Origin of the sequence: Atlantibacter subterraneus (assembly GCF_007570865.1) — a bacterium.
GTDB lineage: Bacteria > Pseudomonadota > Gammaproteobacteria > Enterobacterales > Enterobacteriaceae > Atlantibacter > Atlantibacter subterraneus.
This window is the reverse complement of the sequence record NZ_VLPS01000009.1, coordinates 230,144-246,683: the sequence shown is the minus strand read 5'-3', so window position 1 is coordinate 246,683 and position 16,540 is coordinate 230,144. Positions and strand designations below refer to the sequence as shown.

General features: G+C 58.8%; 16 protein-coding genes. 10 read left to right on the top strand and 6 right to left on the bottom strand.

Translation table 11 applies throughout. The features are described from left to right. Positions 1-4: 4 nt before the first annotated feature. Positions 5-1,948, top strand: a complete 1,944-nt coding sequence (locus FND52_RS18240) for a DNA topoisomerase III (protein WP_144132504.1) — start codon at positions 5-7, stop codon at positions 1,946-1,948. Between the two features lie 40 nt (positions 1,949-1,988). Here the strand turns inward: FND52_RS18240 and gdhA are convergent, their stop codons facing one another. Then, on the bottom strand, positions 1,989-3,332 hold the full coding sequence (gdhA, locus tag FND52_RS18235) for an NADP-specific glutamate dehydrogenase (protein WP_125292030.1): 1,344 nt from the start codon (positions 3,330-3,332) through the stop codon (positions 1,989-1,991). Between the two features lie 255 nt (positions 3,333-3,587). On the opposite strand from gdhA, the gene FND52_RS18230 reads away from it, so the two are divergent. Continuing rightward, on the top strand, positions 3,588-3,860 hold the full coding sequence (locus FND52_RS18230) for a YnjH family protein (protein ID WP_144132502.1): 273 nt from the start codon (positions 3,588-3,590) through the stop codon (positions 3,858-3,860). Here FND52_RS18230 and FND52_RS18225 read toward each other — a convergent pair. Then, positions 3,820-4,233 carry a pyrimidine (deoxy)nucleoside triphosphate diphosphatase gene (locus tag FND52_RS18225; RefSeq protein ID WP_144132500.1) on the bottom strand — a complete coding sequence of 138 codons (414 nt, stop codon included), beginning with the start codon at positions 4,231-4,233 and terminating at the stop codon, positions 3,820-3,822. The two genes, FND52_RS18230 and FND52_RS18225, sit on opposite strands and share 41 nt — an antisense overlap. A gap of 19 nt (positions 4,234-4,252) precedes the next feature. Next, positions 4,253-5,059 carry an exodeoxyribonuclease III gene (gene xthA / locus FND52_RS18220; RefSeq protein WP_144132499.1) on the bottom strand — a complete coding sequence of 269 codons (807 nt, stop codon included), beginning with the start codon at positions 5,057-5,059 and terminating at the stop codon, positions 4,253-4,255. 421 nt (positions 5,060-5,480) lie between these two features. Between xthA and FND52_RS18215 the strand changes: the two genes are divergently transcribed. The 7 genes from FND52_RS18215 to ves all read left to right on the top strand — a co-directional run bounded on the left by FND52_RS18215 (position 5,481) and on the right by ves (position 13,180). Then, positions 5,481-6,701: an aspartate aminotransferase family protein gene (locus tag FND52_RS18215; protein ID WP_144132497.1), complete on the top strand. Its 1,221-nt coding sequence runs from the start codon at positions 5,481-5,483 to the stop codon at positions 6,699-6,701. After that, entirely contained in the window at positions 6,698-7,732 is a 1,035-nt protein-coding gene (astA, locus tag FND52_RS18210; protein WP_144132495.1) for an arginine N-succinyltransferase, read from the top strand. Before FND52_RS18215 ends, astA begins: the two co-directional genes overlap by 4 nt. Beyond that, on the top strand, positions 7,732-9,210 hold the full coding sequence (gene astD, locus FND52_RS18205; protein ID WP_144132692.1) for a succinylglutamate-semialdehyde dehydrogenase: 1,479 nt from the start codon (positions 7,732-7,734) through the stop codon (positions 9,208-9,210). The genes astA and astD overlap by 1 nt, the downstream gene beginning before the upstream one ends. Beyond that, on the top strand, positions 9,207-10,535 hold the full coding sequence (astB, locus tag FND52_RS18200) for an N-succinylarginine dihydrolase (RefSeq protein WP_144132493.1): 1,329 nt from the start codon (positions 9,207-9,209) through the stop codon (positions 10,533-10,535). The genes astD and astB overlap by 4 nt, the downstream gene beginning before the upstream one ends. A gap of 9 nt (positions 10,536-10,544) precedes the next feature. Further along, a complete protein-coding gene (astE, locus tag FND52_RS18195; protein ID WP_144132491.1) occupies positions 10,545-11,507 on the top strand; it encodes a succinylglutamate desuccinylase in 963 nt (320 codons plus the stop codon). Positions 11,508-11,856: 349 nt separating this feature from the next. Further along, on the top strand, positions 11,857-12,348 hold the full coding sequence (gene spy, locus FND52_RS18190; protein ID WP_125292038.1) for an ATP-independent periplasmic protein-refolding chaperone Spy: 492 nt from the start codon (positions 11,857-11,859) through the stop codon (positions 12,346-12,348). A 283-nt stretch (positions 12,349-12,631) separates the two neighbouring features. Further along, positions 12,632-13,180, top strand: coding sequence for an environmental stress-induced protein Ves (gene ves, locus FND52_RS18185; protein WP_125292039.1), 549 nt, complete (start codon positions 12,632-12,634; stop codon positions 13,178-13,180). A 2-nt stretch (positions 13,181-13,182) separates the two neighbouring features. Here the strand turns inward: ves and cho are convergent, their stop codons facing one another. The 3 genes from cho to nadE form a co-directional block, all read right to left on the bottom strand. Then, on the bottom strand, positions 13,183-14,043 hold the full coding sequence (cho, locus tag FND52_RS18180) for an excinuclease Cho (RefSeq protein ID WP_144132488.1): 861 nt from the start codon (positions 14,041-14,043) through the stop codon (positions 13,183-13,185). A 71-nt stretch (positions 14,044-14,114) separates the two neighbouring features. After that, a complete protein-coding gene (gene yddG, locus FND52_RS18175) occupies positions 14,115-14,999 on the bottom strand; it encodes an aromatic amino acid DMT transporter YddG (protein WP_125292041.1) in 885 nt (294 codons plus the stop codon). A 67-nt stretch (positions 15,000-15,066) separates the two neighbouring features. Next, positions 15,067-15,894, bottom strand: coding sequence for an ammonia-dependent NAD(+) synthetase (gene nadE / locus FND52_RS18170; RefSeq protein WP_144132486.1), 828 nt, complete (start codon positions 15,892-15,894; stop codon positions 15,067-15,069). Positions 15,895-16,138: 244 nt separating this feature from the next. On the opposite strand from nadE, the gene osmE reads away from it, so the two are divergent. After that, complete coding sequence (gene osmE / locus FND52_RS18165; protein ID WP_125292043.1) at positions 16,139-16,486, top strand: osmotically-inducible lipoprotein OsmE; 348 nt, start codon at positions 16,139-16,141, stop codon at positions 16,484-16,486. The last annotated feature ends 54 nt before the right edge of the window (positions 16,487-16,540 follow it).

Genomic DNA, 16,540 nt, shown 5'->3' with positions numbered 1-16,540 from the left:
CACAATGCGGTTATTTATTGCCGAAAAACCCAGCCTCGCCCGCGCCATAGCCGATGTGCTGCCCAAACCCCATCGACGGGGCGAGGGCTTTATCGCCTGCGGCAACGATCAGGTGGTGACCTGGTGCGTGGGCCACCTGCTGGAGCAGGCGCAGCCGGACGTGTATGACAGCCGCTACGCCCGCTGGAATCTGGCCGATCTGCCTATCGTCCCGCAGAAATGGCAGCTTCAGCCGCGTCCGTCGGTGGCGAAACAGCTTAACGTGATCAAGAAACTGCTCTCCGATGCCAGCGAAGTGATCCACGCCGGTGACCCGGATCGCGAAGGGCAACTGCTGGTGGATGAAGTGCTGGATTATCTGGCGCTCTCCCCGGAGAAACGTAAACAGGTGCAGCGCTGCCTGATTAACGATCTCAACCCTCAGGCGGTGGAGCGGGCAATCTCCCGCTTGCGTTCCAACAGCGAGTTTGTGCCGCTGTGCGTCTCAGCGCTGGCCCGCGCCCGCGCCGACTGGCTGTACGGCATCAATATGACCCGCGCCTGGACGCTGCTGGGCCGCAACGCGGGCTATCAGGGCGTATTGTCGGTGGGTCGGGTGCAAACCCCGGTGTTAGGGCTGGTGGTAAGGCGCGATGAAGAGATTGAGAATTTTGTCGCCAAAGACTACTTCGAAGTGAAAGCGCATATCGTCACGCCGAAAGAGGAACGCTTTGTGGCGGTGTGGCAGCCCAGCGAAGCCTGCGAGCCGCATCAGGATGAAGAGGGGCGTTTGCTCAACCGGGCGCTGGCCGAGCACGTGGTAAAGCGCATTGCAGGCCAGCCGGCGGACGTCACGTCCTGGGCCGACAAGCGCGAAAGCGAACCCGCGCCGCTGCCGTTTTCACTCTCGGCACTGCAAATCGAGGCGGCCAAACGCTTTGGCCTGAGCGCCCAGAACGTGCTGGATATCTGCCAGAAGCTGTACGAAACCCACAAGCTGATTACCTATCCGCGCTCCGACAGCCGTTATCTGCCGGAAGAGCATTTTGCCGGACGCCACGCGGTGATCAACGCCATCAGCGTTCACGCGAAAGATTTACTGCCGCAGCCTGCGGTGGATACCGAAATCCGTAACCGCTGCTGGGACGATAAAAAAGTCGATGCCCACCATGCCATTATCCCGACCGCGCGCAGTTCTAACGTGTCGCTGTCCCAGGATGAGGCGAAGGTCTACAACCTGATCGCCCGCCAGTATCTGATGCAGTTTTGCGCCGATGCGGTGTTCCGCAAATGCACCATCGAGCTGGATATCGCAGGCGGCAAGTTTATCGCCAAAGCGCGTTTCCTGGCGGAAGCGGGCTGGCGCACGCTGCTGGGAGCCAAAGAGCGCGATGAGGATAACGACGGTACGCTGCTGCCGGTAGTGGCGAAAGGTGACCAGCTGCTGTGCGAGCACGGCGAAGTGGTGGAGCGGCAAACCCAGCCGCCGCGCCACTTCACCGACGCCACGCTGCTGTCGGCCATGACCGGTATCGCGCGCTTTGTGCAGGATAAAGACCTGAAAAAGATCCTGCGCGCCACCGATGGATTAGGCACCGAAGCGACGCGCGCCGGGATTATCGAACTGCTGTTTAAACGCAGCTTTCTGGTGAAAAAGGGCCGCTATATTCACTCGACCGAAGCGGGACGCGCGCTGATCCACTCCCTGCCGGAACAGGCCGCCAGGCCGGATATGACCGCGCACTGGGAGTCGGTGCTGACGCAGATCAGCGAAAAACAGCGTCGCTACCAGGACTTTATGGAGCCGCTGGTGCAAACCCTGTACTCGCTGATTGACCAGGCGCGCGTGACGCCGGTGAAACAGTTTCGGGGATTGATTGCGCCACAGGGAACTAAGGGAAAAGGGGAAGGGAAACCGCGCTACGCGAAACGGAAAAAGAAACCAGACGCGCCATCGCCCGCGGCATGACGGCGTTGAGCCGCCTGCAGGGTTGCAGGCGGCATTATGATTAAATCACGCCCTGAGCGAACATCGCGTCGGCCACTTTCACAAACCCGGCGATATTCGCGCCGCGCACGTAGTTAACCTGCTTATCCTGCTCGCCCCACGCCACGCAGGCCTGGTGAATATCCAGCATGATGTGGTGCAGACGGGCATCGACTTTTTCCGCTTTCCAGCCCATGCGCGCGGCGTTTTGCGCCATTTCCAGGCCAGAGGTCGCCACACCGCCCGCGTTAGCGGCTTTGCCCGGCGCAAACAGCACGCCCGCTTCGAGGAACAGATCGGTGGCTTCAATGGTGGTTGGCATGTTCGCGCCTTCCGCTACCACTTTCACGCCGTTGGCGATCAGGGTGCGCGCGGCATCGGTATCCAGCTCGTTCTGGGTCGCGCAAGGCAGGGCGATATCCACCGGCACGCCCCACGGTTGCTTGCCTTCCAGATAGGTCAAACCAAACTCGCGGGCGTAATCGGCGACGCGGCCATCGCGGCTGGCTTTGATTTCACACAGGCGGTCGAGTTTTTCCTGAGTGAAACCGGCTTCGTCCACCACGGTGCCGTTGGAATCCGACGCGGTGATCACCCGCGCGCCGAATGCCATCGCTTTCTCAATGGCATATTGCGCCACGTTGCCGGAGCCGGAGACCGCTACGCGCATCCCTTCCATCCCCAGACCGTGCTGTTTGAGCATCGCATCGACAAAATAAATTAATCCGTAGCCGGTGGCTTCCGGGCGAATCAGGCTGCCGCCGAACGACAGGCCTTTGCCGGTAAACACGCAGGCGGTGTTGTTGGAGAGCTTTTTCATCATCCCCGCCATATAGCCCACTTCACGGCCACCGACGCCGATATCGCCCGCAGGCACATCGGTATCCGCGCCCAGATGGCGATACAGCTCAGTCATCAGCGCCTGGCAGAAACGCATGATTTCGCCGTCGCTTTTGCCTTTCGGATCGAAATCGCTGCCGCCCTTGCCGCCGCCCATGGGCAGGGTGGTCAGGGCGTTTTTAAAGGTTTGCTCGAAGCCGAGGAACTTGAGGATCGACAGGTTCACCGTCGGGTGAAAACGCATCCCGCCCTTGAACGGGCCGATCGCGGAGTTAAACTGCACGCGCCATGCGCGGTTAACCTGCACCTGGTTGCGGTCATCCACCCACACCACGCGGAACTGGATCACGCGCTCCGGCTCTACCAGACGCTCCAGCAGCGCGTTGTTGCGATAGCGCGGGTTCTGTTCAATAAACGGCCACAGCGTGGTCATGACTTCCCGTACGGCTTGTGCAAATTCAACCTGGTGCGGATCGCGTGCGGCAACGGTATTGAGAAACTGCGCCAATGATAAAGTCTGTCCCATAAACCATAAGCTCCTGCTATGAAGGATTGATTTTATTTGTAATATTCCTGCATAAAAATGCAGCACAAAAGACTATACCATCGACGGTCGGCCTTAAATCAAGCAAAAATTCACCCCGGGACGGGATTTTTTTCAGCCAGCCATTAGAAAAAATGATGGAAAAAAACGCGGCTTTTCGACCCACGAGGCGGGGACGCTGCGGCTATATTATTAGCAATAACGCGGGGTTAACCGGCAGTAAAAAAGGAACAGACTATGAAGATGGTATTAGCGGCGGCCTTAGCGCTGACTATGGCACTGCCTGCGGCGGCAGATCGCTATCGCCCGGATGTGGATGTTAACGTGCCCGCCGAGGTGTTCAGTTCCGGCGGGCAGCGGGCGCAGCACTGCAATCAGTGCTGCGTCTATCAGGATCAAAACTATTCCGAAGGGGCGGTCATCAAAGCAGAGGGCGTGCTGTTGCAGTGCCAGCGGGATGATAAAACCATCAGCACCCATCCGCTGGTGTGGCGGCGCGTGAAGCCATAAACGCCTTCAACAGCGGGATATCCGCCGGGGCCAGCGGGTAACGGCTGGCTTCGTTGGGCAAGCACCATACCAGAGCGCTGTGGCTTAGCTGCTGCAACTCCCCCTCCCATTGCGGCACATGCCAGGCGTGAAGATGAATCATTCGCCCGCTGACCGGCCAGCTGTAGCTTGCCACGTAGCGCGCGGGCGAGGCGTCAATCGCCAGCTCTTCACGCAGTTCGCGGATTAACGCCTCACGCTGGTTTTCGCCTGCTTCTACTTTACCGCCGGGAAATTCCCACAGGCCAGGCTGGTCGCCTTCGGGCGGGCGCTGGGCCAGCAGGATTTTCCCGTTGCGCTCCAGAATGGCAGCCACCACATCGATTTCTTTCATTAGTGACTCCGCCGGGCCGTTAAAACTTGAAGGTCGCCCACACCGGCGCATGATCGGACGGCTTTTCCATACTGCGGATATCGTAGTCGATGCCGGTTTCCACGCAGCGCTGGGCCAGCGGATGGCTCGCCAGCAGCAGGTCGATACGCAGCCCGCGATTGTCATCAAAGCCGCGCGAGCGGTAATCAAACCACGAGAAACGATCCTGAGTTTCCGGGTTGGCGTGACGGAAGGTGTCCACCAGACCCCAGTTTAACAGGCGGCCCAGCCATTCGCGCTCTTCCGGCAGGAAGGAGCACTTCCCGGTACGCAACCAGCGTTTGCGGCTGTCTTCGCCGATGCCAATATCCCGATCCGTGGGGCTGATATTCATATCGCCCATAATCAGCACCGGATTCTCTTTGGTTAGCTCGGTTTCCAGCACCTGTTGCAGGTTCTGGTAAAACTTCTCTTTGGCCGGGAATTTAGTCGGGTGGTCGCGGCTTTCGCCCTGCGGGAAATAGCCGTTAATCACCGTCAGATTGCCGAGCGGCGAGGGGACTTCGGCAATAATAATCCGGCGCTGGGCTTCTTCGTCGTCATCCGGGAAGCCGCGACGCACCGCAATCGGGGTCTCTTTGGTCAGCAGCGCCACGCCGTAATGGCCTTTCTGGCCGTGATAAAACACGTTGTAGCCCAGCTTCGCCACCTCTTCGAGGGGGAACATATCGTCGTGGACTTTGGTTTCCTGCAAACCAATCACATCGGGCTGGTGTTTTTCAACAATCGCTTCAAGTTGATGGGGACGGGCGCGCAGGCCGTTGATATTAAAAGAGACGAATTTCATAGTCGCTGCCGTTACAAGAGCAATAAGTGGCTGGATGGTAGCAGAAATCGAGGCCGTATGCCTGCTGTTGTGCAACGCCCTTTTTCGGGCGCGCAGAGCACCAAAATGGCGCGTATTGCCCTAAAAAAGCGCTTACCACCTGAGCAAATCCCATCTGCGATCACAAATCCAGAATTATATTTTATCGATGAATAATATCTCGGCAAATCGTGATGCGCAGGCCGCTTTATCAGATATTTATTCACTATTTATGCAGTTTAAGTGAATAATGCTGGTTTTTAAGTTATTGATATTGCTTCTTAAATCCCTCGCTATGCATTTTTACCGCTGGCTGGCACGAAGCCTGCAATCTACATTCAGGGTGCAAACACATCATATTTATTAACATTTAAACAACCATTAATTTACCAGTGAGGTCGCTATGTCTTCGTCAATCACCCGCCAGAACTTTGATGAATGGATGATTCCGGTTTACGCACCGGCGCCTTTTGTGCCGGTTCGGGCAGAGCGATCCACGCTGTGGGATCAGCAGGGCAAATCCTACATTGATTTTGCCGGCGGCATCGCGGTAAACGCCCTGGGCCACGCCAACCCGGAACTGCGCAAGGCGCTGGACGAGCAGGCCGGGAAGCTGTGGCACACCGGCAACGGCTACACCAACGAACCGATTTTGCGGCTGGCGAAGCAGTTGATTGACGCCACCTTTGCCGACCGGGTTTTCTTCTGTAACTCCGGCGCGGAAGCCAACGAGGCGGCGCTCAAGCTGGCGCGTAAGTATGCCCACGACGTCTACGGCCCGCAGAAAAGCGGCATCGTGGCGTTTAAAAACGCCTTCCATGGCCGCACCCTGTTTACCGTCACCGCAGGCGGCCAGCCCGCTTATTCACAGGACTTTGCGCCGCTGCCGCCGGATATCTCCCACGCGGTATACAACGATCTGCAATCCGCCGCCGCGCTGATTGACGACAACACCTGCGCGGTGATCGTCGAGCCGATTCAGGGCGAGGGCGGGGTGGTACCCGCAGAGCCGGCTTTCCTGAAGGGGCTGCGCGAGCTGTGCGATCGCCACAATGCGCTGCTGATTTTTGACGAAGTGCAAACCGGCGTGGGCCGCACCGGCGCGCTGTACGCCTATATGCACTACGGCGTGACGCCGGACGTGCTGTCCACCGCTAAAGCGCTGGGTGGCGGTTTCCCGATTGGCGCGATGCTGACCCGCGAACAGTTCTCCCGCTCGATGACCGTCGGCACCCACGGCACCACCTACGGCGGCAACCCGCTGGCGGGCGCGGTAGCCGGGAAAGTGCTGGAGATCGTTAACACCCCGGAAGTGCTGAACGGCGTCAAACAGCGCCATGACGCCGTCGTGGAGCAAATCGAGGCCATCAACCGTCAGCACGGGCTGTTTAAAGCGGTGCGCGGCGTTGGTCTGCTGATTGGCTGCGTGCTGAGCGACAACTACGCCGGTCGCGCCAAAGAGATTTCCCAACTGGCGGCAGAAGAGGGCGCGATGGTGCTGATTGCCGGGGCCAACGTGGTGCGTTTCGCGCCGTCGCTGATTATCAGCGCTGAGGAAATCAGTACCGGTCTGGAACGTTTTGCCCGCGCCTGCGAGCGCCTGATCGCGAAGACGCCAACATGATGGTGATCCGCCCCATTGAACGCAATGACCTGGGGCCATTGCTGAAACTGGCCGGGAAAACCGGCGGCGGGTTGACCTCGCTGCCGGAGGACGAAGCCACCCTGAGCGCGCGTATCGAGCGCTCCCTCGCCACCTGGCAGGGCAGTTTGCCGAAGGGCGATCAGGGTTACGTATTCGTGCTGGAAGAGGTCGCCACCGGCAGCGTGGTGGGCATCTGCGCCATTGAAGTGGCGGTCGGCCTGAACGATCCCTGGTACAACTATCGGGTCGGCACTCTGGTACACGCCTCCAAAGAGCTTAACGTGTATAACGCGCTGCCGACGCTGTTTCTCAGCAACGACCACACCGGCAGCAGCGAACTGTGCTCGCTGTTCCTCGACCCGGACTGGCGCAAAGAGGGCAACGGTTACCTGCTCTCTAAATCGCGCTTTATGTTTATGGCTGCGTTTCGTGACCGTTTTAACGACAAAGTGGTGGCTGAGATGCGCGGCGTAATAGACGAAGATGGCTACTCGCCGTTCTGGGAAAGCCTCGGTCAGCGCTTTTTCTCGATGGCGTTCAGCCGCGCCGACTATCTGTGCGGCACCGGGCAAAAAGCCTTTATTGCCGAGCTGATGCCCAAGCACCCCATTTACACCCACTTTCTGACGCCGGAGGCCCAGGCGGTGATCGGCCAGGTGCATCCGCAAACCGCGCCCGCTCGTGCGGTGCTGGAGAAAGAGGGGTTCCGCTATCGCGACTACATCGACATCTTCGACGGCGGCCCGACCCTGGAGTGCGATATCGACCGGGTGCGGGCGATCCGCAAAAGCCGCCTGGTTGAAGTGGCGGAAGGCCAGCCTGCCGTGGGCGAGGATCTGCCCGCCTGCATGGTCGCCAATGAAAAATACGACATGTTCCGCGTGATGCTGATCCGCGCCAACCCGGACACCCCGCGTCTGGTGCTGGATGCCGCCACGCTGGATGCCCTGAAATGCCAGCCCGGCGATACCGTGCGGCTGGTGCGTTTATGCGCCGAGGAGAAAAAATGATGAGTCTGTGGATTGATGGCGAATGGATTGAAGGCCAGGGCGAAACGCTGGAAAAACACAACCCGGTCACCGGCGACCCTCTGTGGCAGGGTACTGCCGCCAGCGGTGAACAGGTCCAGCAGGCCTGCTACGCGGCGCGCAACGCCTTCCCGGCCTGGGCGCGCCAGCCGTTTAGCGCCCGTCAGGCGATTATCGAGCGCTTCGCCGGGCTGCTGGAAAGCCATAAAAGCGAACTCACCGACATTATCGCCCGGGAAACCGGCAAACCGCGCTGGGAAGCCACCACCGAAGTCGCGGCGATGATCAACAAAATCGCCATTTCGGTGAAGGCGTATCACCTGCGCACCGGCGAACAGATCACGCCGATGGCGGACGGCGCGGCCTCACTGCGCCATCGGCCCCACGGCGTACTGGCGGTCTTCGGCCCGTATAATTTCCCTGGCCATCTGCCTAACGGCCATATCGTGCCGGGCCTGCTGGCGGGCAACACCATTGTATTCAAGCCCAGCGAACTGACGCCGATGACCGCCGATCGCGTGGTCAAACTGTGGCAGGAAGCGGGTTTGCCCCGCGGCGTGCTGAACCTGGTGCAGGGCGCGCGCGACACCGGCCAGGCGCTGGCGGCGTCTCCGGACATTGACGGGCTGCTGTTTACCGGCAGCGCCCACACGGGTTATCAGCTCCATCGCCAGCTCGCCGGACAGCCGGAAAAAATTCTGGCGCTGGAGATGGGCGGCAATAACCCGCTGATCGTCGAAGATCCGGCGGATATCGACGGCGCGGTGCATTTAACCATTCAGTCGGCGTTTGTTACCGCCGGGCAGCGCTGCACCTGCGCACGCCGTCTGCTGGTCAAACGCGGCGCGCAGGGGGATTTGTTCCTGGCCCGCCTGGTTGAGGTTGCCGCGCGGATCCGTCCGGCGCAGTGGGATGCCGAACCGCAGCCGTTTATCGGCGGGCTGATATCGCCTCAGGCCGCCGAGCGGGTGATCGCCGCCTGGCAGGAACACCTGGCGCGCGGCGGGAAAGCGCTGTTAACACCGGCACTGGTGCAGCCCGGCAGCTCGCTGCTGACGCCTGGCATCGTCGAACTGACCGGCGTGGCGGATGTACCGGATGAAGAAGTCTTCGGCCCGCTGCTGTGCGTCTACCGCTACGATGATTTCGACGAGGCCATCGCGCTGGCTAACAATACCCGCTACGGACTGGCGAGCGGGCTGATATCCCCCCAGCGCGAGCATTTTGACCAGTTGCTGCTGGAAGCGCGCGCCGGGATCGTCAACTGGAACAAACCGCTGACCGGGGCCGCCAGCACCGCGCCGTTTGGTGGCGTGGGGGCATCCGGCAACCATCGCCCCAGTGCCTGGTACGCAGCGGATTACTGCGCCTGGCCGATGGCGACGCTGGAAAGCCCCACCTTTGCCCTGCCGGAAACCTTAAGCCCGGGGCTGGATTTTGGTCGTGAGGAGCAGGCATGAACGCGCGTGAAGTGAATTTCGACGGACTGGTGGGCCTGACCCACCACTACGCCGGGCTGTCGTTTGGTAATGAAGCTTCCACCAAACACCGTTTTCAGGTCTCCAACCCTAAGCTGGCGGCGAAGCAGGGGCTGTTGAAGATGAAAGCATTGGCGGATATGGGCTACCCGCAGGGGATCATCCCGCCTCAGGAGCGGCCAAATGTTGGCTTGCTGCGCCAGCTCGGTTTTGACGGCACCGATCAGCAGGTAGTGGAAAAGGCCTGGAAACTGGCCCCGGACCTGCTGTCCGCCGCCTGTTCCGCCTCGTCAATGTGGGTGGCCAACGCCGCCACGGTCTGCCCCTCCGCCGACGCGCTGGACGGGCGGGTGCATCTCACCGTTGCCAACCTGAATAATAAACTGCACCGCGCCAGCGAGGCGGCTACCACCGAGCGGGTGCTGAACGCGATTTTTAATGACTCGCGCTATTTCAGCGTCCACGAGGCGCTGCCGCAGGTAGCGATGCTGGGCGATGAGGGCGCGGCCAACCATAACCGGCTCTCCCATGATTACGGCGATCCGGGCATTCAGCTGTTCGTCTATGGCCGTAATGCGACGGGCGGACATACGCCCGAGCGCTACCCGGCGCGCCAGACGCTGCAAGCCTCTCAGGCCGTGGCGCGCCTCAATCAGGTCAACCCTGAACAGGTCGTGTTCGCCCAGCAAAACCCGGCGGTGATCGACCAGGGCGTGTTCCATAACGACGTTATCGCGGTGACCAACCGTCAGGTGCTGTTCGCCCATCAGTCGGCATTTGTTAACCAGGCGGGCTTGTACCAGACCCTGGCGCAGAAGCTGGACGGCTTTCAGGCCATCGAAGTACCGGACGATCGGGTCAGCGTGGCGGACGCGGTGGAAACCTATCTGTTTAACAGCCAACTGCTGAGCCGCGAGCAGGGGGATATGATGCTGGTACTGCCCCATGAATCCCGCAACCATGCCGGCGTGTGGGGCTATCTGACCGAGCTGGTAGAGTCGCCGGATAATCCGATCAACGAACTTAAGGTTTTCGACCTGCGGGAAAGTATGGCCAACGGCGGCGGCCCGGCCTGCCTGCGGCTGCGGGTGGTGCTGAATAATGCCGAGCAGGCGGCGGTTAATCCTGGCGTAATGATGAATGACGCGCTTTTTACTACCCTTAATCAGTGGGTCGATAAGCACTATCGCGATCGGTTAGTGCAAAGTGACCTGATCGATCCGCAACTGTTACGTGAAGGGCGCGAGGCGCTCGATGAATTAACGCAGATATTAAAGCTGGGGCCGGTGTACCCGTTCCAGCGCTAAGGTGAAGTTATGCAGGAGTTTTTGGCATACACCCTGGCAGGGGAAACCCCTGCCAGACGGTGTGGCGAGACGGCGCAGTTTCGCTGGACGTGGTGGGACGAAGGGGTCGTCGAGCTGGTGCCGCATCACGCCACGCTCCCCGCGCTGGTGCTATCGGCGGGTATTCACGGCAACGAAACCGCTCCGGTGGAAATGCTCGATGCGCTGATGGAGGCGTTGCATCACGGCGATATCCCCCTGGTGCGCCCGTTGCTGGTGATTTTAGGTAATCCGGCAGCCTTACGCGCGGGCAAGCGCTATCTCACGGACGATATGAACCGCATGTTCAGCGGCCGCTGGCAGAATTTCCCGGAAAGCGGCGAAACCCGACGCGCCTGCGTGCTGGAGCACTGCGTGGAACGCTTCCTGACCTGCGCCGGACCGGCCTGGCATCTGGATATGCATACCGCGATCCGCAGTTCGTATCATCCGCGCTTCGGCGTCTTCCCGGCGCGCAAAACGCCCTATGCGCAGGCGTTCTTAGGCTGGATGGGCGATGCCGGATTGCAGGCGCTGGTATTCCATCGCGCCCCCGGCGGCACCTTTACCCACTTCAGTAGCGATCATTTTGACGCGCAAAGCTGCACCCTGGAACTGGGGAAAGCGCAGCCGTTCGGGCAAAACGATCTCACCCAGTTTGATGTCACCAAAGCGGCACTGCGGGCGCTGCTGGCGGGGGAAGCCTCGGAGCACCTGAATGCCCAGCCGCTGCGTTATGAAGTGGCCCAGCAAATTACCCGGCAAAGCGAGGCGTTTGTGCTGCATATGTCGGCCCAGACCCAGAACTTCACCGCCTTTGCCAAAGGCACGGTGCTGGCGGAGGATGGCGCAACGGTTTATCGGGTGGAAAACGACACCGAGTATGTCCTGTTCCCGAATCCTAATGTGGCGCTCGGCCTGCGGGCCGGGTTGATGCTCAAAGAGATAACCTGACGGGATTATTTCTGCCGGTGCGGATGGCTATTACGCACCGGTACAGCCGTAATACATTTTTAATTTTCAACGGTGAGTCAATTTATCCGGATTTATCCTGGTAAGCGCTTTATTTATCAGCGGGCAATACGTATACTCTCTGCACATTTCCTGCTTTATCAGCCAGTTGAATTATTTTCTTGCCACTCTCCTTGTTTTTTTCATATTTTCTCCATAATTGAACAATTATTGTTTTTTACACTTTCAATGCTTTACCCAGGCTCTGAATACTTGACGTTGCACCACGTACACTTATTCTCGTCAACACGGCAAACGTGCCGAAAAATAAACTGAAATAAAGGATAGTGATATGCGTAAATTAACTGCGATTGTAATGGCTACCTCTCTGGCGCTGGGCGCAGCGAATCTGGCGCATGCGGCAGAAACCGCAACCACTGCCACCGCGCCGGATACCACCACCACGCAGCCGTACCATAAAGGTATGCGTGGCCCGCACCATGACATGATGTTTAAAGATCTCAACCTGACCGATGCGCAGAAGCAGCAAATTCGCGAAATCATGAAAGCGCAGCGCGACAAAATGAAACGCCCAACCCTGGATGAGCGCCGCGCCATGCATTCGCTGGTAGCTTCCGATACCTTTGACCGCGCGAAGGCGGAAGAGGCGGTCAACAAGATGGCAGAACAGCATAAAGAGATGATGCTGTCTCGCATGGAAACCCAGAACAAAATCTACAACATCCTGACGCCTGAGCAGAAAAAACAGTTTAATGCCAATTTTGAGAAGCGTCTGACAGAACGTCCGGCTAAACCGGGTAAGATGCCAGTGGCTGCTGAATAACAGCTCAGCCAATCCACACAAGACCGCCGGTGTTGTCCATAGCGCAGAAATGGTGCTCTGGACAGTACCGGCGGTTTTACTTTTCCCGTCACGACTTATCGCCACTCCTCTTCCTTCCAGTCGCGCGTAATGATAACTTCATATGTCTAATCAGAACGTTACCCCACTATCTTACTAACCTGAACGCCGAGGCCTGAAGCCCGCGCGTTTATTGCCGATAACGAAGGGGTGACATTTTTTTGCGTGCGCGGCGTTCGCTCTTTTAGCGCGCTCAGGAGTGGTGATGGAGTATTTCGATTTACAGAAAATGCAGGTGAATCTCTGGCGAAACGGCGCAGGGGAAACCCGGGAAATTTGCTGTTTCCCGCCCGCGACCCGGGATTTTAACTGGCGCGCCAGTATCGCTTCACTCTCCGCCAACGGCGAATTCAGCCAAATCCCTCAGGTGGAACGCACCGTCACGCTGCTGGAAGGCGGTGAACTGACCCTGGACGGCGGCAACGCCTTTCGCCATACGCTGAAACACTACCAGCCGTTCAGTTTTTCCGGCGAACAGCCGGTACGCGCCGAGCTGAGCGATGGGCGCATGTCGATGGATTTCAACATTATTACCCACCGGGATCGCTGCCGCGCAAAAGTGCGCGTTGCCGATCGCACCTTCACCACCTTTGCGCCGCGCGGCGGCATTATCTACGTGCTGAGCGGCGCATGGCAGCTGGGCGATAAGCTGCTTACCAGCGATCAGGGCGCATGGTGGGAAGCGGGACGCCATACGCTGCGGTTGCTCAAGGCGGAAGGGCGGCTGCTGTTCAGCGAGATCACCTATCTGTAACGCTACAGTTCGATAATCTCCTGTTCGGCGCGGATCAGCGGGCGGCACAGTATCTTGTAGCCGTCATGATCGAAACCCGGCGAGGCCCGGGTTAAGCGCGCCGCATCCTCAAGACTGTCCACCGTACCCAGCCACACCCAGTTATCAATAATCAGATACTGGACCATATCCTCAGTCTGCTCTTTTACCGCCACCGGCCCGCGCCACGGCCAGTACACCACCTGAAGGTGGGACAGCGACTCCAGCAGACGCGCGTTATGGTCATCCACCGGCTCCAGGCCGCAGCAGGCACCGGCGCAGCGTTTCAGCGCCGCGCGAAAACAGGCGCGGCCCGCGCTGAGCTTTTCCAGCCCAAGCAGGCCGTGACACAGCCGCTGTTCATCGGCGATGCTTTTCAGCTTTTCCAGCGCCGCCCGGCGATTGGCAAACAGGCCATAGAGATGTGGCGTGTGGGAAAAATCGACCTCTTTGGCATACACCACTTCAGGACGGGAACCGCTGAGCAGCAGCGAACAGAGCTGGCGATTGCGCCGCAGCCGCTTATTAAACAGCGGCTGCTGGGCTTTGATCATCTGCGCTTCCAGCAACAGCGCGCCTAGTTCGCCCGCCGTGCGGGTAAAGGTGATGTGCCGCGCCTGGCGCAGCATCGCCGCTTCGCCGGGGGTGCGCAGATGCGACATCACCCGGGCGCGCAGATTAATGCTTTTACCGATATACAGCGGCAGGGTTTCGCTTTCGCCATGGAAAATATACACGCCGGGCGCGCGTGGCAGCTCGGCCAGCGACGGGCGTAAATGTTCGGGATACTGATAAATCGCCTCGGCTTCAAAGTCGAGGCGCGGGCTCATGCTGCGTCGGACCACATATAACTCCTGATACTGGTTGCTTATCCAGTATAACAAGGGATTATGGGTTGAAAAAGCAGCAATCGCCGTTAACGTCGCGTGGCGAGCCAGCAAAGCAGCGATCCGGCCACCACCATCGCCACCCCTTGCCAGAAACTGATGCCCGGGGTTAACCCCAGCCACAGGCTGGCCAGCAGCGCGGAAGAGACCGGCGTAAAGTACGACGCAGTTGCCAGTAACGTCATGTTTCCATGGGAGATCCCGTGGTTCCAGGCCGAGTAGGCCACGGCGGTGGAAACCCCCATAAAGCACAGTTGCAGGGTGCCGGGAAGGGTGAAGGTAATCGGCCCTTCGCTGGATAAGGCGTAGTGGATCCACAGCGCCAGCGCGGTGGCGCAAAAAAACAGCGTGACGCCGCTTTTTCCGTTGCTCCAGCGTCGGGTGAGGTTGCAATACAGCGCCCAGGTGATGGCGGCGGCAAAGGCCAGCCCGTAGGCCAGCGGGTTATCAAGAATGTTGCGCCACATCATCACCGGCGACCAGTCGCCGTTACCTTTCATCACCTGCGCCACGCCCGCGATGGCTAGCAGCAGCCCTGGCCAGATAAGCCAGGTGCTGCGCTGGTTATTCATCCACAGCGCGAACAGTACCGTTAAGCTCGGCCACAGATAGTTAATCATCCCCAGCTCCAGCGACTGGCTGCGGTTATGGGCAAAGCCGATGGACAGCGCCAGGCACATTTCATAGGCCACAAACAGCCCGCCGCCCACCAGCAAATAGCGCAGCGGCAAGCCTTCGAGACGCGGACGTCCCTGGGCCAGCCATAAACAGCAGGCGCTGAGGGTGTAAATCAGGGCAGGGCCGCCCACCGGGCCGAAATGTTCAGCGATGCTGCGAAACAGCCCAACCGAGGTACTCCAGAGTAAAATCGCGATCAGGCCAATCAGCGTGGCGCGTGCTACGGGGGTTTGCATAGTCAATCCGTGAAAAAGGCGGCAGCGCCGCCTGACCAAAGGTGAAACTTACGCACAGCGGCTGGCGTTATTTTTTCCAGAAATCATCAAACACGGTGATCGGCGGACGGCGCTTGTGCTCGGTTTTCAGATACCAGCCTTCGATAGTTTTGCTGATGCTCTCATCCAGCGTTTTGCCTTCCAGATAGTCATCGATGTTTTCATAGGTCACGCCCAGCGCCACTTCATCCGGCAGAGAAGGGCGATCGTCTTCCAGATCCGCCGTCGGCAGTTTGGTATAGAGGTGCTCCGGGCAACCTAATTCGCGCAGCAGCTGTTTGCCCTGGCGTTTATTGAGGCGAAACAGCGGATTAATATCGGTGCCGCCGTCGCCGTATTTGGTGAAGAATCCGGTGACCGCTTCCGCCGCATGATCGGTGCCCACCACCACGCCTTTGGTCATCCCGGCGATGCTGTACTGGGCTTTCATACGCTCGCGCGCTTTTTCATTGCCGCGCACAAAGTCGCTAAGCTCAATGCCCGCGTCGCGCAATGCCTGCTCGCTGGCCAGCACGGCGGCTTTGATATTTACGGTTAACACCCGATCCGGCTGGATAAACCCCAGCGCGTCCTGGCAATCCTGCTCGTCGAACTGGACGCCATAAGGCAGACGCACGGCAATAAACTGGTAGCTGGCGTCGCCGGTTTCATCGCGCAGTTCGCTGATGGCGAGCTGGCTGAGCTTGCCAGCGAGCGTGGAGTCCTGACCACCGCTGATGCCCAGCACCAGTGTTTTAATAAACGGGTGCGCCTGTAGATACGCTTTCAGGAAATCAACGCTGCGGCGAATTTCCTGCTGTACGTCGATCTGCGGTTTCACGCCGAGTGCCTGAATAATGTCTTGTTGTAGAGCCATTTACCCCTCCAGTCACAACCTGTCTGATTTGAATTCATATCGGTAAAGTTTAATCCTTAAAACTAACCCGATGTGCCGGAAACGACAAGGCGCACGGCGCTTTCCACGCCTGAATGGCGCAAATTAAAGCGATTTAGCCGAACAGTAGAATCGTCCTAAAAAAAGCCGTTACGCTTTAACGACTTGAAAAATGTTAATTTCTCTTCCAGGCTTACTTCACACGCAGAAACAAGAGGAAGACATAATGAATAACAAGTTTGCAGGATTACTGGGTGCGGCAGCTGTGATGACAATGCTGGCTGGTTGTACGGCGTACGATCGTACCAAAGACCAAATTACCGAACCGGTAGTGAAAGACGTTAAAAAAGGCATGAGCCGTGAGCAGGTCCGCCAGGTTGCCGGCCAGCCTTCTTCTGAAGTGAGCATGATCCACGCACGTGGGACCTGCCAGACCTACATTCTGGGTCAACGCGATGGTAAAGCGCAAACTTACTTCGTCGCGCTGGATGACACCGGTCACGTGATGAACTCCGGCTACCAGACCTGTGCTGAATACGACACCGATCCACAGGCACCGAAGGCGAAACAGTAAGTTTTGCTTCCCGCATAAAAAACCTGCTCCGGCAGGTTTTTTTACGTCGCCAGT